The 19,161-nt window shown below is 48.1% G+C and carries 14 protein-coding genes; 9 read left to right on the top strand and 5 right to left on the bottom strand.

Annotation, left to right across the window (positions count from 1 at the left end):
* Positions 1–14: 14 nt before the first annotated feature.
* Positions 15–590, bottom strand: a complete 576-nt coding sequence (locus CLV42_RS27870; RefSeq protein ID WP_106605222.1) for a YdeI/OmpD-associated family protein — start codon at positions 588–590, stop codon at positions 15–17.
* Between the two features lie 164 nt (positions 591–754).
* Here CLV42_RS27870 and CLV42_RS33755 point away from each other — a divergent pair, with 164 nt between their 5' ends.
* Together CLV42_RS33755 and CLV42_RS33750 are read left to right on the top strand one after the other, a co-directional pair.
* Positions 755–985 carry a hypothetical protein gene (locus CLV42_RS33755; protein WP_146154505.1) on the top strand — a complete coding sequence of 77 codons (231 nt, stop codon included), beginning with the start codon at positions 755–757 and terminating at the stop codon, positions 983–985.
* Between the two features lie 344 nt (positions 986–1,329).
* A complete protein-coding gene (locus tag CLV42_RS33750) occupies positions 1,330–2,163 on the top strand; it encodes a hypothetical protein (protein WP_146154504.1) in 834 nt (277 codons plus the stop codon).
* Here the strand turns inward: CLV42_RS33750 and uxuA are convergent.
* The 3 genes from uxuA to CLV42_RS27855 all read right to left on the bottom strand — a co-directional run bounded on the left by uxuA (position 2,066) and on the right by CLV42_RS27855 (position 8,420).
* Positions 2,066–3,232, bottom strand: coding sequence for a mannonate dehydratase (gene uxuA / locus CLV42_RS27865; protein WP_211303547.1), 1,167 nt, complete (start codon positions 3,230–3,232; stop codon positions 2,066–2,068). The genes CLV42_RS33750 and uxuA overlap by 98 nt on opposite strands.
* Before the next feature lie 181 nt (positions 3,233–3,413).
* The gene (locus CLV42_RS27860; RefSeq protein WP_106605220.1) at positions 3,414–5,231 is read right to left on the bottom strand and encodes a RagB/SusD family nutrient uptake outer membrane protein; all 1,818 of its coding nucleotides are present in this window, start codon (positions 5,229–5,231) and stop codon (positions 3,414–3,416) included.
* A gap of 15 nt (positions 5,232–5,246) precedes the next feature.
* A complete protein-coding gene (locus tag CLV42_RS27855; protein ID WP_106605219.1) occupies positions 5,247–8,420 on the bottom strand; it encodes a SusC/RagA family TonB-linked outer membrane protein in 3,174 nt (1,057 codons plus the stop codon).
* Between the two features lie 377 nt (positions 8,421–8,797).
* Between CLV42_RS27855 and CLV42_RS27850 the strand changes: the two genes are divergently transcribed.
* Positions 8,798–9,829, top strand: a complete 1,032-nt coding sequence (locus CLV42_RS27850; RefSeq protein ID WP_106605218.1) for a LacI family DNA-binding transcriptional regulator — start codon at positions 8,798–8,800, stop codon at positions 9,827–9,829.
* Positions 9,830–9,832: 3 nt separating this feature from the next.
* Here the strand turns inward: CLV42_RS27850 and CLV42_RS27845 are convergent, their stop codons facing one another.
* Positions 9,833–10,219: a hypothetical protein gene (locus CLV42_RS27845; protein ID WP_146154503.1), complete on the bottom strand. Its 387-nt coding sequence runs from the start codon at positions 10,217–10,219 to the stop codon at positions 9,833–9,835.
* 1,110 nt (positions 10,220–11,329) lie between these two features.
* Here CLV42_RS27845 and CLV42_RS27840 point away from each other — a divergent pair.
* The 6 genes from CLV42_RS27840 to CLV42_RS27815 all read left to right on the top strand — a co-directional run bounded on the left by CLV42_RS27840 (position 11,330) and on the right by CLV42_RS27815 (position 19,016).
* Positions 11,330–13,450, top strand: coding sequence for an alpha-glucuronidase family glycosyl hydrolase (locus tag CLV42_RS27840; protein WP_106605216.1), 2,121 nt, complete (start codon positions 11,330–11,332; stop codon positions 13,448–13,450).
* Between the two features lie 23 nt (positions 13,451–13,473).
* Entirely contained in the window at positions 13,474–14,223 is a 750-nt protein-coding gene (locus CLV42_RS27835) for an SDR family NAD(P)-dependent oxidoreductase (RefSeq protein WP_106605215.1), read from the top strand.
* Between the two features lie 21 nt (positions 14,224–14,244).
* Positions 14,245–16,185 (top strand): sialate O-acetylesterase, encoded by a 1,941-nt coding sequence (locus CLV42_RS27830; RefSeq protein WP_106605214.1) that lies wholly within the window; start codon positions 14,245–14,247, stop codon positions 16,183–16,185.
* A 123-nt stretch (positions 16,186–16,308) separates the two neighbouring features.
* Positions 16,309–17,946, top strand: coding sequence for a serine hydrolase domain-containing protein (locus CLV42_RS27825; RefSeq protein ID WP_106605213.1), 1,638 nt, complete (start codon positions 16,309–16,311; stop codon positions 17,944–17,946).
* A 79-nt stretch (positions 17,947–18,025) separates the two neighbouring features.
* Positions 18,026–18,211 (top strand): DUF3606 domain-containing protein, encoded by a 186-nt coding sequence (locus CLV42_RS27820; protein ID WP_106605212.1) that lies wholly within the window; start codon positions 18,026–18,028, stop codon positions 18,209–18,211.
* 64 nt (positions 18,212–18,275) lie between these two features.
* Complete coding sequence (locus tag CLV42_RS27815; RefSeq protein ID WP_106605211.1) at positions 18,276–19,016, top strand: ROK family protein; 741 nt, start codon at positions 18,276–18,278, stop codon at positions 19,014–19,016.
* Positions 19,017–19,161 lie beyond the last annotated feature (145 nt).

The raw sequence follows: 19,161 nt of genomic DNA, 5'->3' as shown, positions 1-19,161 counted from the left end.
CGCAGAAGTATCAACTAGTCCATCAACCCCTTCCCATCAAGGATTTGCGGCATACATTTCTCGATCCTTGATACCCGGGTCTTGGACTGTTTAGGCGCAGAAAAATGAAGCAGATATGCACGTTGCCGTCCCGGCGTCAATGCTTCAAAAGCAGTTTTCAAAACAGGGTTAGTATCTAATTTCTCTTGAAACTCTTCAGCAACAACAAACTCAGTCGTCTTTTTATATTCAACCTTCAAACCGGCTCTCTCTATTTCAATCGCCTCATAAATATAGGACTTCAGCACCCGCGCCATTCCCACCACTTCCTTTACATCAGTAAACCTGATCTGACGCGTTGCCTGCGTATTCTCTGTTTGCTGGATCAGCACTCCTTCCGGATCACTTAACAAAGCACCCTTGAAAAACAGGATCGCACAGTATTCTTTAAATGTATGTATCAGGACTACATTATTCCCATTATACGTATAGCAAGGTGTTCCCCATTTGAATTCCTCATTCAGCTGACAATCAAGAATAATCGCCCTCAATTTCTCCAGTTCTTTCTCCCATTGGGATTTACCGATGTAGCCGTCAACTTTAGAATGCATACTATGATTTTTGATTAACTACGGATATACTGCTGCAAATATATGCGTAGTTATTTAACTACACAAGCGTATTTACAACTTCAGAAATAGAAACAGAAATATTTACACTTATACTTCATGCTATATGCTGGCAAGTATTTATATTACATCTATAATACTCCACTATGAAAAAACAATTACATATCCTCCCAATACTGTTCCTTGCCCTTATCTCCTTAAGCGCCATAAAGTTTACAAAAGTGTATATCTGCAAGTCACCCACCAGTTACTCCTACCACAAAGGATATTGCCAGGGGCTGAAGCAATGCACACACAGCATCGATTCTGTTACCGTAGATGAAGCAAAAGCGTTAGGCAAGAATCGCCCCTGCGGCTATTGTTACCATCACCGTTGAATCGTTACCACGCTGATAGAATCGACTTAAAGCATCAGAGGGAATGCCTTTATCGCACCTTCAGTATAGAAATACATCCTTATAAGTACGACTAAAATATCATAGTAGGACCAGCTGAAGTAGCAACGGTTTCAGATGGGAATGTCGGGCCTTCGGCTCTCCGGCGACACGACCGATACCGTCCAATAGATATCCCAACCCCTATTCGATTGACAAAGCTAAATAGCATTCCAGAGAGGCGCCGACCGACATCCCATACTGAAACCGAAGCTACTTAGCGGAAAAAAGAAGCTAAACATCCCGCTCATTTTCCGTACCTTCAATCAACTCAAAATCAATCATTAATGCCTAGACAAAATAGCATTATTCCATTATCAGGTCGCATGGCCGACCTGGTATACTACTACCGAAGAGACAAAAAAGGTAGAAAGAATTACTACGTCCGGCAGGCGCCGGAAGAAGTCCACCAAACCGCTGCCACAAAACGCACCGCCAGCGATTTCGGCACCGCCAGCAAAGCCAGTCGCGTGATCCGTCAGGCGTTAAAGCCGTATACAAGCAAGTACAAAGACGAGAGCCTCCACTACCGCCTGAACACCGTATTGGCAAATATCTTACGCCAGGACGCAGCACGCCCTGCCGGAGAAAAGCGACTCCTCCCGGAAAATATGTCCGCCTTAACCGGTTTCCGGTTCAACATCGAAACACGTGTCCCTAAAATGGACTACGTGAACATAAAAAAGGACGAAAATATCAGTATAACGATCCCCGGCACTCATAAGGACATAACCGCAAAGGTCATCACCTTATCCATCGATTTTGAAGAAGAAAAGATTGACCTCGAAGCTACCGAGGCCATGACAATCAAAGAAACAACAACCATTACCCTCGGGAGGAACAACAATCTGACAATACTCCTGCTTGAAGTACACCAGGCTCTCGACATCATCGGCATCGTGGAACCCGCCCCACCACCACAGACCAGGGTCAGACCTAAATTACAGGTCCAACCTAAGTCCATGTCAAAGATACCCTTACTTCGTCCTAACGCCTACCCACATCCAGGTAAAAAGCGACGTATTACCGCCCGCTTAGCCCGACAGCGATCCCCATTTCCAAGCCTCTCAACTCCGCTAAGCCCTTTAAACGACCTATCGCCGAGTAACCGGGGTAGGTAGTTTTGGAAAGATCGTCCAACATCTGGTGACCATGATCCGGTCGCATGGGAAGCGTATGCCCTCTCCGCTGCATTAACAGCACCAATTCCTTCACAACGGCATACATATCGACAATCCCATCCAGGTGATCCGACTCAAAGAAGTTTCCCGCCGCATCCTGCTGGGTATTCCGCAGGTGAACAAAATGAATACGATCGCCGAATTGCCGTACCATCTTCGGCAGCTGATTATCCTTTCTCACCCCAAAAGAGCCGGTACAGAAGCATAACCCGTTCGCCGATAATGGCACCGCAGCAAATAGCGCTTCTACATCCGCAGCAGTACTGAGAATACGCGGCAAGCCCAGCACAGGAAAAGGCGGATCATCCGGATGAATAGCTAGCTGCACACCCGCAGCTTCCGCCACAGGCGCTACCTCCCGAAGGAAATAATACAGATGTTCCCTCAATTGATCGGCATCGATCCCCTTATAAGTATCCAACGCCGCCAGCACTTCCCCCGCCGTAAAAGGTACATCACTGCCCGGCAATCCCAATAACGCATTCTTATATAACCGCGCCTTTTCTTCCGCTGACATATTCTCCAGCAAAGCCCTTGCTGCCGCAATCTCTGCGGAAGTATAATCCTGGATAGCTCCCGGTCTTTCCAGCATAAACAGGTCAAACGCGATGAACGCCGAACGCTCGTAACGCAGGGCTTTACTCCCATCCGGCAAGGTGTATTGAACGTCTGTCCGCACCCAGTCCAGCACTGGCATAAAATTGTAAGTCACCACCTTCAGACCGCATTTCCCAACGTTGAACAGACTTTCTTTATAGTTGGCAATATGCCGCTGATAATCACCGTATTGCTTTTTAATATCCTCGCTTACCGGCAAACTTTCAATCACCGTCCAGTCCATGCCGGCAGCAGCAATTTCTTTCTTTCGTTTGAGGATCTCCGGTATCGTCCATACCTCTCCCACCGGTATATGATGTAACGCCGTCACCACACCTGTACATCCTGACTGTCTGATATCCCACAGGCTCACCGGATCATTCGGGCCGAACCAGCGCATTGTTTTCTCCATCAATAACATTAGCTATAGTATTATTCTCAATGAAACGAATATTGTTTATCTGATATCACCGGGCACCACCCGCATTCACAACAGCTTCATAAATTTACAAATTGCTATCAAGGGCAATGCCTGCAACGCAAGGCTACAGGCATTTTTATCCGTCCTATGAATAATTTAACATGAAAACCCGTCAATACCCCTGATTCTGATACTGCGCCTTATTCATATCCGCCACGGCATCCAGCTGGCCTTTGGGAATAGGTCGCAACACATGAAAATCTTTGATGCCATTAGCCGCATCCGGATTATACTTTTTCACCCTGTCAATCAGTTTACCACGCACCGCCAGGTCAGGCCAGCGCATGCTTTCACCGCACAGCTCACGGGTACGCTCATCAAGGATGAAATCAAGCGTGATCTGCGCTACATCATTTACCTTAATAGCATTGTAACGGTTCGTTACTTCGTCAGCACTCAATCCCGGGCGATAAGCCGCTCGCTGTTTCAATACATTGATCAGGGCTACTGCATCCGCAGGATGATTGTCACCCAGCGCTGCCTCTGCCGCGAGCAGGTATACTTCGGATAATTTGCTGACTACAAAAGGTCTTCCTCCCTGGTCGTTCGCAGCCAGTTTATTAGGATCTTCATACTTACTGAGACTGGGATACATATTCCTTGTCACTGTCGCATCTATCGACCCACCAATCAGGTAAAACTCACGGGGTGCGATCACACGATATGGCTTCAACTTCGGCCCTGCGGGCGATATCCCATTCAGTGAATCCGCAATACGATCCGTCTTTGCCAGGATGAAAGCAGTGTCTACATTCGCTGTAAACCCGCCCCCGGTCACCGAAGCGACATACACCGTACGGAATGAACCATCATAACGGCTGTCATTGGTCTTATCGGCAAAAGCCACATTGTACAGCCAGGGCGTCGGACAAAAACGCCTGATCGGACGACCATACTGCACCGTTCTCGTAGCAACAGGCTGCGTAGTGGAACTAGCCAGCGGCGCCCTCACAGAGGTATAATCGCCTACAAGATCATTATTGGCATCAATGCCCTTTGAACCGCCGATGCTGTTCGGATTACCCACTTCATTCGCATTGTTATTACCCGGAATACGCTCTACTGCATACAGGATCTCCGCATTATAATCATTACCCGGTTTATGTACATCTGCATAACTCTGCTGCAGTGCAACACCGTACAATGCCTGGTTGTTGATCAGTTGCATAGCCGCATTATAGGCATTTGTGAAATCTGAAGGCTGTTTTGCCGCAGAATAAGCCCGGTGGATATACGCCTTCGCCAACAGATGAAAAGCGGCTGATTTCGACAGTTTAAAGGCATTAGCGGGTCTTTTATCCGGCAGATTCTGACTGGCGAAAATAAGATCGTCTATAATAGCGTTGTAATCCTTCACCAGCAGATCTGCCACCGGTAACCTGTTGAAACCCTGGAAAGCCACTTCATTGAATTTCAGTTCGCCGCTTCCCAGATCTAATGGCACTGCGCCAAACTGCTGCACCAGCAGCATATAATACTGCGCCCTTAAGAACCGAGCTTCTCCAACTATCACCTTCCGCTGATCATCACTGATAGCCACCTCCGGCGCAAACTGTACCACTGCATTCGCCAGATTGATATTGGAATAGTTCCTGTTCCATGGCGTCTGGATAGCGCCGTTTGCAAAGTCCAGCGTATAGTTACCCAGGGTCAGGAAATCCTGTGTACCACCCGCCCCATTCCTGGGCTGCTCTGCATAGGTGTATTCATCTGTCCCATCTACAGTGATCGCCACAGCACCCTCCGGACCATAGTCATATCGCATACCGGAATACAACGCGTTCACCGCATTCTGCAAACCTGCCGGCGTTTTGAAATAGGCTACGGAAAACACCGTATAAGGATGCTCGTCCAGTTTCTTGTTGCAGCCGGTTACTGTCAGCAGTAATCCTCCGGCTACCATCATCATCAACTTATATATAGACTTCATATGCGTGAAAATGATTTAAAGTGAGATATTCGCGCCCAGCGTAAATGTCCTCGTAGGTGGTGTGCTGGCGCCTAAGGTGATAGAACCGTTTCCATTGGTATTCGGACGGATATTACCCGGATCCGCTACACCCTGTGTACCCGTACCTGTTCCTTCCGGATCAATGCCCGTTTTATGCTTGAACGGAGAGAACAAAGTAGCCACATTATCCACCGTGAAATAGAAGCGGATCGCCTGCGCATTCAGGCGCTTCAGCAACTCCGGACTAAAAGTATATCCCAGGTTAATACTTCTGATCTTCACGAAAGTAGCATCATAGTACCCCAGCGTAGTCCACGCAGTACTGATACTGCTGATAGTGGCCTGTGGTTTCGGGAACCAGTTGGAAGGATTATTCTCTGTCCAGTAATCTACCTTGATGCCATTACGTTTGCCATCCATTACCGTCAGGTAAGCAGCATTCGGCTGATGGACCTGGCTGATCAGCATTCCCCCGAAACGTGCATACATCACTATACTCAGGTCAATACCCTTATAAGCAAACCTGTTGGTCAATCCACCCTGCAAACGGGCATCCAGGCTACCAATCACATACCGGTCGTACAATGCACTGATCTGACCATCAGGCTTGCCATCCGGACCACCATGATCTTCAAACTTGATCTGTCCCGGCATCGCGCCAAACTTCGCAGCTTCAGCTGCTTCACTGGTCTGCCAGATGCCCAACTTCTTGTAATCATAAATAGCCGACATCGGATGTCCAACAAACAACTGGTTCGCCACATCCTGCGTTACCTGGTTACTTAATTTCAGGATCTTGTTCCTGTTGAAGAAGAGGTTCAGGTCTGTTGTCCAGGAGAATCCGCCCTTCGATCTGATGTTGACAGATGATACGGAAAACTCCATCCCCTTGTTCTGCATCTCACCGATGTTGGTCTGATAAGCGCCCGCTACACCTGAAGTAGGCGGTAACGTCACACTATACAATATCCTGTTAGTCTTGGCATAGTAATAATCCACGCTACCGGTCAACCTGTCCTTGAACAGACCGAAGTCTACACCAATGTTACGTGTCTGTGTATACTCCCATTGCAGGTTCGGATTAGGCAATGTATTTACCTGGTACCCTGTCACAATACTGCTGCCATAGTTATACCTGATCACATTACCCGGCGCTGTCAGGAAGTTGTTGTTAGTCACCAGTCCCAATGATGCATATGGATTCACCGCCTGATTGGATGTTTGTCCCCAGCCGGCCCGCAGCTTCAGGTTGGACAGATACTTCACCTTACTCATAAAGGCTTCTTTACTGATATTCCAGCCCGCAGATACAGCCGGATAGGAATGCCATTTCTGGCCCGGCGACAATCTCGAAGATCCATCCATACGGCCCGTCAGGGTCAGCATATAACGGTCATCATAAACATAATTGACCCTGGCCATGTAAGACAACAAAGCCCATGAACTTTCACCGCCACTCACAACAGCTGCAGGTGTTACATTGGATTGCGCCAGGTTGTAGAATTGTACAAAATCTTCATTGATAGAGTCTTTAGACACCTGTGTATTATGCGTATGATTCTCCTGTACGCTGTACAGGCCTGTAAAACTGATACGATGTTTCTGTGCGATGGTCTTGTCGTAATACAAGAGGTGCTCCAGCGTGTAGCCCCACGATTCTTCATTGTTGACAGAAGCTGTATTCCCTTTAAAACCACGGAAGAAGGCAGGATTGGTAGGCGTATTACCACTCTGGAACTGATCGCTTTCCTGCTGACGGTAGCTCAGCCCCAGGTTCACACGGTAGCGCAATCCGTCCAGTATCTCGTATTCACCATAAACACTATTGTTGGTAGTCAGCCTGCGGACTTTATCCACCCAGTTATTGTTATTATGTTTCAGCAACAGCGCACTATAAGTCGGATAGTTATTATCATCGATATTACCATTCGGTAACGGAATCACAGCACCGGTACTGTCATAGGCAGGCATCAGCGGACTCATTGCGAGAATAGGGAACATTGTTGCAGCAGCTACGAACTGTGAGCCATTGGTAACCCCCACCTGGTTGAGCGTAGTAATACCCACTTTAATGCGCTTACCGATACGCGTGTCAATTGTTGCCCTCAGCGAATAACGGGTGAAATCCTGTCCTGGTAATACCGCCTCTTCTTTATAATAACCACCACCAAGAGAGAAATTATTACCACCATGTCCGCCTGTTACCGTAATATTATGGTTAGTCCGATAACCTGAACTATACATCAGGTTCTGCCAGTTAGTAGTCCTGCCGCTGGCAATGGATTTCTGTTCTTCCGGCATGTAACCTTGTCCCCAGGTAGAAGTATTACGCATAGCCTGATACTCCTGCGCATTAAATACAGGGTATTTGTTAGCCACGGTACTGATACCATGATAACCACTATAAGCAATCCTGGTGTCGCCGCTCTTACCACGTTTAGTCGTAACGATGATGACACCATTCGCGCCCCTGGAGCCATAGATAGCAGTAGCAGAAGCATCTTTAAGCACATCAATGGAGGCAATATCATCAGGGTTCAGATCATTGAGGGTACCTTCAAAAGGAATACCATCCACGACAAACAAGGGTTCATTGGAACCACTGATGGACCTTGTACCTCTCACCCTGATCTGTGCACCTGAACCGGGAGTAGTACCGGCACGCTGAATCTCAAGACCGGCGGCCCTTCCCTGTAATGCCTGTTGCAGGTTAGCTGCCGGCACTTCACGCAAGGTGGTTTCATTCACTGAAACGATCGATCCGGTCACGTCTTTCCGCTTCTGTGTACCATATCCCACTACGACTACCTCACCTATATCTTTCGCTACAGGCAACAGTTGTATATTTACTTCTGTTCTGCCGCCCACAGCCACTTCTTTTTCACCAAATCCTATACTTGATACTACAAGCACGGCCTGAGGACCGGCTGTGATGGCAAACTCACCACTCACATTGGTCACAGTACCATTCGCAGTTCCTTTTACCTGTACTGTCGCCCCGATAATTGCTGTCCCCTGGTCACTGATAACCCTGCCTTTAATTGTTTTATCCTGCTGTGCAAAACTTACCGCAGGAAAGGTAAGCTGGCAAAAGAGCATCACGGCCGCCCAGAAGGCCGTATACCGCCACCATTTACCCTTACAGCATTGTAGATGTAGATTGACCATTTTCCCTTATTTGATTGATATAAAATGAAATCGGTTGTAATACAGAAGATGTCAATACCAGCTTAAATTACAGCACGCAACTTCCCCTAGCCCTTTGGGCTATTCAGTAATTATATCGCCGGTAGTTATGAAGTCACAGTAAAGGGTTGCTTATAGCCATAGGCAGGCAGGAAATGAATTGTCTGTTTTTCATTAAACCGTTGGCACTAGCCTTCTTTTATTTATTCGTGGAACCCTTGAAATATGTGCTTACATAGTGGAATCTTTAAATCAGTCTTTTCACACAACGAATATAGTACTTTTCATAAAAAATACAACCGATTGTATTTTTTCCTTAAAATATTTCTACTTTTATTTGCACGGGAAACACTCTTGTCATGTCAGAAGAAAAAGAAATTACGATCTACGATATAGCCAGGCATCTGAACATTTCACCAACGACGGTCAGTCGTGGGTTGAAAGACCATCCGACTATTAATATAAAGACGCGGAAGAAGATCGCTGAAGCAGCCAAACAACTGGGCTATCGTTCCAATACCTTTGCCAGCAGTCTCCGTAGCAAACGTACCCAGACACTGGGGGTTATCGTGCCCAGACTGAATAGTAGTTTCATGTCCTCAGTACTGGCAGGCATGGAGAACGCTGCCAGCAGAGAAGGATATAACCTGATCATTGCACAGTCCCTGGAGCAGGCCGACAAGGAAATGGAGAACGTGATGACAATGTTCAATAAAAGAGTAGATGGACTGCTGGTATCCCTGGCCCATAGCTCAGACGTCCGGCATTTCGATGTGTTCTTTAGTAAGAAGATCCCTGTCATCTTCTTTGACCGTGTAGCCCCTCATCCCGACAGCACCAGTATTATTATAGATAACTTCACAGCAGCTTACCAGGTTACCAGGCATTTGATCATGCAGGGTCACAAACGCATTATGCACCTGGGCGGCAATATGTTACTGAATGTTTATTCCGAAAGATTAAGAGGCTACAAACAAGCCTTACAGGACCATAAACTACACTTCGACGAGAAACTGGTCATAACAGGCAACCTGACCGAAGAATGTGGCACAGACGTCGCTAAACAACTCCTCAAACTGAAACCTAAAGACCGGCCGGAAGCCGTCTGCTGCGCCAACGACACTTCTGCCGTATACTGCATGATCGCCCTCAAGAACGCCGGTGTCAACATCCCGGAAGATATCGCCTTTGCCGGCTTCAATAATGACCCTATCAGCAGGGTCATAGAGCCTAACCTTACCACCGTCAACTATCCCGGCTACAACATGGGACAAGCTGCAGTTACCAGCCTCGCCAACCACCTCAACGGAGATACTAATATTACAGATACCAATACGATTGTGCTAAGATCTGAACTGATTATCAGGGCATCCTCCGGAAAGAGGAAATAACCATTATGACTCACTCAGGATAGTACATTTGCTGAGATATTCCCTGTTAAAGAACAACGTATAATGCCCCGTCTTCCGTAATTCCATCGTCGCGATATTCAGCTCCCATACCGCTGCATCCAGGTATGGTATATTCACTAACAGCTCTACAGTAAACGCATCTTTCTGACGGATATCAAATACGGGACTTGTATCAATAGTGGTGACAACACCCTCATCCCATACCGTTATTTCAAAATCTCCCGCCATTACAACCCACCTTTCGTCTTCACTGATCAACCCACAGGTCGGATTTCCATAAAACCAGTTCAGATAGGTTACCTCCCGGGTATCCAGGTGAAGCAAATACGCATTCTCGGAAAGGCTGACCATTCTTAAATTCTTACCCATGATATACTTATCCGACCCACCAAGGGTAAAATAAGCATTATATAAATTCGTAAACAATTCACACATAAGGGCCGCAAGTTAATACATCTTGTCTTTTTTATGCAAATCGGGGTGTGTTGATGTTCGTTCCCGGGGTTATCACCCCGCGTTACAAACAACACAACCCCTAAAGGGGTTGATCGATGTTTTGTTGTGGTGATCGGATTCTGCGGGATCATCACGTTCCCGTGTTATCATCATCCCGGGGTTATCATCATCCCGGGGTTATCACCTTCCCGGGGTTATCACCCCGCGCTACAAACAAGACAACCCCTAAAGGGGTTGATCGATGTTTTGTTGTGGTGATCGGATTTTCGGTGATTATCACGTTCCAATGTTATCATTATCCCCGTGTTATCATCATCCCGGGGTTATCACCTTCCCCGGGGTTATCACCTTCCCGGGGTTATCACCTTCCCGGGGTTATCACCCCGCGCTACAAACAAGACAACCCCTAAAGGGGTTGATCGATGTTTTGTTGTGGTTATTGGATTCCCCGGGAATTATCACGTTCCCTCGTTATCATCATCCCGGGGTTGTCATCTTACCCGGGGTTATCACCTTCCCCGGGGTTATCACCCCGCGCTACAAACAAGACACCCCCTAAAGGGGTTGATCGATGTTTTGTTGTGGTTGACGGCCTGAATTGCGGCCACTCCTCCCATCATCAGCCCTCCCAAAGTAGCGGAGGGTTTCAGGTGGAGACCTAAGGGCCTTAGCCCTTTGAGATGCTGAAGCGATCAACCAGGGGTTTAATAAAAATCCCCACGCTCAATACGCCTGATAAAGCCCAATAGCAAAGATCGAAAAGGGGTACAGCCCGTGGTCCCACCTGAAACCGCAGCAACTTCCCCCACCACAACCCCAAAAAACAACAAACCACCATCCCACCTGAAACCGCAGCAACTTCCCCACCACAATCCCAAAAAACAACAACCCACCATCCCACCTGAAACCGCAGCAACTTCCCCCCTCACTCACCAAAACACCATCTCCCAAAACAAATCTTTGTAATTAAAATTCTTTTCCCGACTTTTACGCAACCGATTGTATTTTCACAATTCCCCCGTTATGAGAAAAACACTGTTGCTGCTGTTGTCATTATGCCTCGTGCATCTATTACACGCCGAAGACGGATACAATCTCTGGCTCCGGTACAAGCGCATAGACAACAACAACCTACTACTGACATCCTACAGGAAAACCATCACCGCTATTCAGATAAAAGGCCACTCGCCCACTATGGAAGCGGTAAGGAAAGAACTCGAACTCGGCTTAAACGGCCTGCTCGACACACATATACCAACGAAAGACACAACAACCAACACCCTCATCGCAGGCACACGCGAAGCATTAAACCTGGAAGATAAACCAACAGGCCCAGAAGGCTTTCTGATCATATCAAAAGTAATCAACGGTAAACACTACACGATCATCACCGCCAACACAGAAACAGGCGTACTTTACGGCGCCTTCCACTTCCTGCGACTGATCCAAACCCACCAACCCATCGAAAACTTACACATCACCTCCTCACCGCGTGTCAAACTCCGACTGTTAAACCACTGGGATAACCTGAACAGATACGTAGAACGCGGATACGCCGGCATCTCCATCTGGAACTGGCATACCCTGCCCGACTATATAGATGACCGTTATATCGACTACGCCCGCGCCAATGCGTCAATCGGCATCAACGGAGCAGTACTTAATAACGTCAACGCCAACGCAACTATACTCACAGGCCCATATCTGCAAAAGGTAGCCGCACTCGCCAATATCCTCCGCCCCTACGGCATTAAAGTATACCTCAGCGCCCGCTTCAGCGCCCCTATGGAAATAGGTCACCTGAAAACCGCTGATCCGCTTAACGACACCGTCCGCCAATGGTGGCAGGCCAAAGCTAAAGAGATCTACCAACTGATCCCCGACTTCGGCGGCTTCCTGGTTAAAGCCAACAGCGAAGGACAACCCGGTCCGCAAAACTATGGCCGTACCCATGCAGACGGCGCCAATATGCTGGCAGAAGCAGTAGCGCCCTTCGGCGGTATTATCATCTGGCGTGCCTTCGTATACGATCCGCAAGCCAATGACCGCTTCAAACAGGCATACAACGAATTCACTCCATTAGACGGTAAGTTCCGCAAGAACGTACTCGTACAGGTGAAGAACGGCCCTATCGACTTCCAGCCAAGAGAACCATTCTCTCCGCTGTTCGGCGCTATGCCACAAACGCCGCTCATGATGGAATTCCAGCTTACACAGGAATACCTCGGCCAGGGTACACACCTCGTCTATGAAGCACCCCTGTTCAAAGAAGTGCTTGACGCAGATACATATGCGAAAGGTCCGAACAGCACCATTGCGAAGGTCATTGACGGTAGTCTCTACGATCATACATTGTCAGGCATCGCAGGGGTGTCCAACATTGGTAATGAACGCAACTGGACAGGTCATCTCTTCGGTCAGGCGAACTGGTATGCCCTCGGGCGACTCGCATGGGATCATACACTCAGCAGTGAACAGATAGCCACAGAATGGATCGGACAAACATTCAGTAACGATCCGGCAGTAGTCACATCTATCAAACAGATCATGCTCGCTTCCCGCGAAGCTGTTGTGAACTACATGACACCACTCGGCCTGCATCACATTATGGGTAACGGGCATCATTACGGTCCCGCACCATGGAGCAACAAAGCACCCCGCCCCGACTGGGATCCAATATACTACCACAAAGCAGACGCAAAAGGTATCGGCTTTGACAGAACAGCCACCGGCACTAATGCGCTTCAGCAATACCAACCAGCGGTAAGACAATTGTACGCCGACAGCAATACCTGCAGCGATCAATACCTGCTGTGGTTCCACCACGTCAGCTGGCAGCACAAAATGCATTCCGGCAGAACCCTGTGGAACGAGCTTTGCCACAAATATCAGGAAGGCGTAGACACCGTCAGCGCCATGCAACATAAATGGGAACAGCTTAAAGGTTATATTGATCCGGAAAGATTTCACCAGGTACAGATGCTGCTGGCCATCCAGCACAAAGAAGCTATCTGGTGGAGGAATGTTTGTCTGTTATATTTCCAGACCTTCTCCGGAATGCCCTTCCCGGCCAATTACGAACAACCGGACCATACACTCGAATATTATCAACAACAACATTTCCCTTATGCACCGGGAAACTGATATACCTTAAATCAACAACCGATATGGACAGAGCAAACAAACGAGTAGCAATAGTAACCGGCGGAGGCTCAGGTATAGGACTCGCTATTACAGAAAAATTCATCAGCAGCGGTATACACACCGTCATCGTAGGCAGAGATGAAAGGAAACTGCAGGCAGCCAAAGCACAACTGGGCGATCGCTGTTACCCTGTCATCCATGATGTAAGCAATCTGTCTTCCATCCCGGACCTCATCAACAAGATCATCGACCAGTTCGGGCATATTGACGTCCTGGTGAATAACGCCGGCATCAATATGAAGAAAGATTTCATCGATACCACCGACGAAGACTTCCAGCAGATCATCACCACCAACCTCTGCTCCGTATTCGCTATTTCAAGAGAAGTAGTGAAACACATGTTACCTGCAGGCAGCGGCAGTATCATCAATATAAGCTCTATGGCGGCACAATATGGCATGCCAAGGGTGATAGCTTACAGCGCCAGCAAAACGGCAATAGACGGCATGACAAGGGCCATGGCTGTCGAATTATCTCCCAAAGGGATCCGCATTAATTCCATTGCTCCCGGCTTCATCGAAACAGCCATGACGGCCAAAGCACTGAACGCAGACCCTGAAAGGAAACAGAAAGCCATTGGCAGAACCCCCATGGGACACATGGGACTACCCGAGGATGTGGCAGATGCCGCACTCTTTCTTGCTTCAGATGCTTCCAGGTATATTACGGGCGTAATACTACCTGTCGACGGCGGTAATTCAATTGGATTCTAAGCTTCACATATCTCACGTTTTATGAAGACATTTCGTTTGTTCCTTCTCAGCACTGTAATAAGTTGTTCCATGCACGCGCAGGTCAGGCTTCCACGTCTGATCAGCGATAATATGGTATTACAGCGGGAAACCCAGCTAAACCTGTGGGGATGGGCTACCGCAGGGGAAAACATCACCATCAGTTTTGCCGGACAACAATACGAAACGATCACTCCTGCGGATGGCCACTGGCATGTGGCCGTTCCGCCCATGGAGGCCGGCGGTCCCTACGACATGAAGATTGATGCCAGCAATCACCTCACCATCAGGAACATCCTGATTGGCGACGTCTGGCTGTGCTCCGGACAATCCAATATGGAGCTGCCCATGACAAGGTTGAAGGATAAATACCCTGCAGTGATCGCAGCCGCCACTAATCCTAACATCAGGGCTTTTAATGTCGCTACAAGAATGAACTGGCAACAGCCGTTGGATGACCTGGAAACCGGCTCCTGGGCAATGGCCGATCCGGAATCAGTATTACAATTCTCTGGTGTAGGATATTTCTTTGCGAAAGCACTATACGAAAAATATCACATTCCCATCGGCATCATCAGGGCCGCTGCCGGCGGATCGACCGCGGAAGCCTGGCTAAGTGATGAAGCACTGCAACAGTTTCCGGCTATCTACAACGCACTTAAGTTAAGAGATCCAAAGTACCTCGACAGCATACGCAAGGCGGATCAGAAGGCCAGCAACGACTGGTACAGCCAATTATGGTGGCAGGACAAAGGCATGCAGGCTCCTGTTAAATGGTCTGATAACAGTTACAATCCACATGACTGGAAGAGCATGAATATTCCAGGCTACTGGCATGACCAGGGGCTGAAAAACATACACGGTGTCGTATGGTTCAGAAAAACGATACAGGTACCGGCAAGCATGGCCGGACAACCAGCCAGACTATTCCTGGGCAATATCGTTGACCGCGATTCCGTATACCTCAATGGTCAGTTGATCGGCTCTACCCAATATCAGTACCCTCCCAGGAAATATCCTATCCCTGCCGGCATGCTGCAACAAGGCACCAACACCATCGTCGTACGCGTGATCAACTATAGCGGTAACGGCGGCTTCTATAAAGACAAACCTTATCAGCTGTTCACCCCTACCGATACCATTGATCTGAAAGGACCATGGCAATACCAGCTGGGAGCAGCCACCGATCCTATTCCGCCTGCCATGACCTTTTACACCCAACCTTTGGGACTGTACAATGGCATGATAGCGCCCTTATTACCCTACACCATCAAAGGCGTTATCTGGTACCAGGGAGAAGCGAATGCAGACCGGCCCGCGGAATACAGCCAGCTATTCCCGGCCCTGATAAAAGACTGGCGGATAAAATGGGGAAGTATGCATCCCATGCAGCACTTTCCTTTCCTCTATGTGCAGCTGACCAGCTATATGCCCGGTCATCCCCAACCGACCAGCAGCAACTGGGCACTGTTACGGGAAGCGCAGTTAAAGACGCTGTCCGTTCCTAATACCGCCATGGCCGTCACTATTGACATTGGCGAATGGAACGACATACACCCGCTCAACAAGGAAGACGTAGGCAAACGCCTGGCCCTGGCTGCGCGCAAACTGGCATACAACGACAGTCTGGTAGTCAGCTCCGGTCCCCTCTATAAAGACATGAGCATACAGGGGAATAAGATCATCATCCGGTTCACTAATACCGGCAAAGGACTCCTGGCCAAAGGCGGCCCGCTGAAACACTTCGCCATTGCAGGACCTGATCAGCAATTCAGGTGGGCGCATGCTCAAATAGTCAACAATACAGTAGTGGTCTGGCATCCGTCTGTTTCAAAACCCATAGCCGTACGTTATGCCTGGGATGACACGCCTGAGGGAGCTAATCTCTTCAACAAAGAAGGCCTTCCGGCATCACCTTTCAGAACAGACGATTTCGCCAGGTAAATGAGTATAAGCACACAATCTTTCGTGCCCGCATCTACAGGTTGGATCAACGCATGACTACGTGCAACTTTTAGCAGTTTCATTCGTCTTTAGGGAATATCTCATATTCCTTAATCCATCACTATGAAAAGATATCTCCTCGTTATACTGCTGCTGAGTTGTGTACAATGTATCGCACAACCATTGGAGACCAGCATCAATCAGATCTTCTCCAGGTATAACCATTCCGGTGTTCCGGGAGTTGCCGCACTGGTAATACAGAACGGAAAGGTCATCTTTAAAAAAGGTTATGGCACGGCCAACCTCGAATACGATGCCCCTATCACACCTGCCACCGTCTTCGACATTGCCTCTGTATCAAAACAATTCACTGGCTTCGCCATCTCTACGCTAATACAGGAAGGGAAGATCTCTCCGGATGACGATATCCGGAAATACCTGCCGGAAGTGCCTCAGTTCAGCTACCCCATCACCATACGTCATCTGGTCCACCATACCAGCGGACTGAGAGACTGGCCTGCTACCTTACATGCTGCGGGATGGCGATGGGACGAAGCCTTCACATTTGAAGATATCCTGCGGATGGTAAAGCTGCAGCATGACCTTGACTTCCAGCCAGGCGCACGGTATTCCTACTCTAATACCGGCTATAACTTACTGGCGGCACTGGTGGCAAAAGTAAGCGGTAAGCCCTTTCCTCAATGGATACAGGAGCACGTCTTCACGCCTTTACAGATGAACGCTTCCCTGGTATCGGACGACTACTCAAAAGTGATCCCTCGCCTTGCAAGTTCCTATGACAACAACGATGGCAAGACCTTCCGCAAATTGAACGATGCACTCACCGCGCTTGGCTCCAGCTCTATCTTTACGACTGTTGAAGACCTCTCTAAATGGGTCATTCATTTTCAGCAGCAAATAGACAGGAAAGACCCCGTCTTCCTCCGGATGCTTGAAATAGATAGCCTTAATAATAAAGAACCCGTTACTTATGGATATGGCCTGTCGGTAGAAACCAACAATGGCATAAGAAATATCTCGCACGATGGCGGCTGGGCCGGATTCCGGACGACTATCAATGTTTATCCTGATCAAAAGCTGGCGATCATCCTCCTGAGTAATAACAGCGACTTTGATCCTGAAAGCAATGCCCTGGCTGTCGCAAAACTGTTCCTGAAAGATAAACTGCCCGCCATTCCAGTACGTGAGGATCTCAGTAAATTACCTACGCTGAAAGGAGATCCGGAATTACTAAAGAAATATACCGGCACCTACAAGCTGGGCGACGGCTGGTATGTTACCTTTACCCTTGAAGAAGGCCATATGATGGTACAGGCAGATGGAGAAAGTAAATTCCCTACTGATATAAAATCAGATACCGTATTGTGGGTGCCCGCTTATCAGTCATCCGTTACTTTCAGGAATATCACCGATAAAGCGGCTGCGCTTAAATACCGGAATATCATCGCTCCCAGAATAACGCCCGTCAGGCTCGACTCAGCATTGCTGGTACCCTATACAGGCACCTACTATAGCGAAGAACTGGAAACCGCCTATAAATTCACTGTGCAGCATGGGAAACTGACTGCTCATCATATGCGCCTGGGCGACTTTGACTTCACCCCTGACAGATCCGTAGCCGACAGGTTCAGCAGCAATAACGGCACCATTAATTTTTTAAAGGCAGATGCAGGCAACATCACAGGCTTCAAACTCTCCAACGGAAGAATAAAAAACATTGTCTTTAAAAAACAGGAATAACCACCATTCTCACAGCAATAAGAATGGCACAATCTCTGATCAGACATATGAAAAGATCTTTCACTCAAAACCTTTTCATATGTCTGACAATAAATCCAATGTCGGTCAGCAAGACCGTATAAGAATTGATGCGAATGATCCTGCGGAAGTGGAATATGTACACAGGCAGTTTCCGCATCTCAAACATGAACAGGTACTGGAAGCCATCAAAAATAAAGGCCCGTTCCGGGAAGATGTTATTAAATATCTGCAAAATCTGAAGTAATTTCAGTGAAACGCCCTGCGTAATAAAACGCAGGGTTTTTCTCTAATATTAATCTCAGTATACAATGACATCACCCGGACATATTCTAGCGATAGACGTAGGCGGATCACACATCAAAGGCACTATTCTCAACGATCAAGGCGAATGGCAGATGGATTACAAACGTGTACCTACACCCAAAGACGCCAAACCTGCCGATGTACTGGCCACCATTTCCACACTGGTCAAAGACATGCCTGCATACGACAAGATCTCAGTAGGTTTTCCCGGTTATGTCCGCAATGGCATTGTCTATACCGCCCCCAACCTGGGTAACCCCAACTGGAAGAATATCGACCTGGGTCAGCAGATCGCCGACCTGTTGAATAAACCGGTAAGACTCGTCAACGATGCTGATCAGCTGGGACTTGGCGTAGTCAGCGGTAAAGGCTATGAACTGGCGGTTACACTGGGCACAGGGTTTGGCACCGCACTGCTGATAGATGGGTACCTGCTGCCCCATCTTGAACTGGCGCACCACCCCGTTACCCGGGAACACGATTATGACGAATACATCGGGAATAAAGCCCTGGAAAAAGAAGGCAAAGAGAAATGGAACAAAAGAATGGAACGCGTGCTGGGCATCCTGAAAACCGTCTTCAATTACGATCGTCTGTACATCGGTGGAGGCAGTGCAGATGAACTGACCATTCCCCTGGATGATAACATTCATATTTTTACCAATAAAGACGGTATTAAAGGCGGTGCCAGGCTATGGGATATGGAAGACAGATATCACATCAGTACCAACTATCCCAAAAAGTAGTCGCCTGCAATAGTACATTTCCTGCCCAAAACTTCACATAGCATAAAATAAATAAGGCCGCTTCAGTAACAGAGGCGGCCTTGCTATTTGCTGAGAAAAGATAGGAACTTTCCTATAAATACAACAGCGCCGCAGAAGACGGATC

Source organism: Chitinophaga ginsengisoli (assembly GCF_003014595.1).
Lineage (GTDB): Bacteria > Bacteroidota > Bacteroidia > Chitinophagales > Chitinophagaceae > Chitinophaga > Chitinophaga ginsengisoli.
Note: the sequence above shows the minus strand (reverse complement) of the source record. Positions and strands in the feature narration are given on the sequence as shown.

Coding starts and splice junctions, on each gene's coding strand:
- uxuA (WP_211303547.1), bottom strand. CDS start 3,232: ATGGAGAAAACAATGCGCTGGTTCGGCCCGAATGATCCGGTGAGCCTG.
- CLV42_RS27830 (WP_106605214.1), top strand. CDS start 14,245: ATGAAGACATTTCGTTTGTTCCTTCTCAGCACTGTAATAAGTTGTTCC.
- CLV42_RS27835 (WP_106605215.1), top strand. CDS start 13,474: ATGGACAGAGCAAACAAACGAGTAGCAATAGTAACCGGCGGAGGCTCA.
- CLV42_RS33750 (WP_146154504.1), top strand. CDS start 1,330: ATGCCTAGACAAAATAGCATTATTCCATTATCAGGTCGCATGGCCGAC.
- CLV42_RS27850 (WP_106605218.1), top strand. CDS start 8,798: ATGTCAGAAGAAAAAGAAATTACGATCTACGATATAGCCAGGCATCTG.
- CLV42_RS27825 (WP_106605213.1), top strand. CDS start 16,309: ATGAAAAGATATCTCCTCGTTATACTGCTGCTGAGTTGTGTACAATGT.
- CLV42_RS27820 (WP_106605212.1), top strand. CDS start 18,026: ATGTCTGACAATAAATCCAATGTCGGTCAGCAAGACCGTATAAGAATT.
- CLV42_RS33755 (WP_146154505.1), top strand. CDS start 755: ATGAAAAAACAATTACATATCCTCCCAATACTGTTCCTTGCCCTTATC.
- CLV42_RS27855 (WP_106605219.1), bottom strand. CDS start 8,420: ATGGTCAATCTACATCTACAATGCTGTAAGGGTAAATGGTGGCGGTAT.
- CLV42_RS27840 (WP_106605216.1), top strand. CDS start 11,330: ATGAGAAAAACACTGTTGCTGCTGTTGTCATTATGCCTCGTGCATCTA.
- CLV42_RS27845 (WP_146154503.1), bottom strand. CDS start 10,219: ATGGGTAAGAATTTAAGAATGGTCAGCCTTTCCGAGAATGCGTATTTG.
- CLV42_RS27815 (WP_106605211.1), top strand. CDS start 18,276: ATGACATCACCCGGACATATTCTAGCGATAGACGTAGGCGGATCACAC.
- CLV42_RS27860 (WP_106605220.1), bottom strand. CDS start 5,231: ATGAAGTCTATATATAAGTTGATGATGATGGTAGCCGGAGGATTACTG.
- CLV42_RS27870 (WP_106605222.1), bottom strand. CDS start 590: ATGCATTCTAAAGTTGACGGCTACATCGGTAAATCCCAATGGGAGAAA.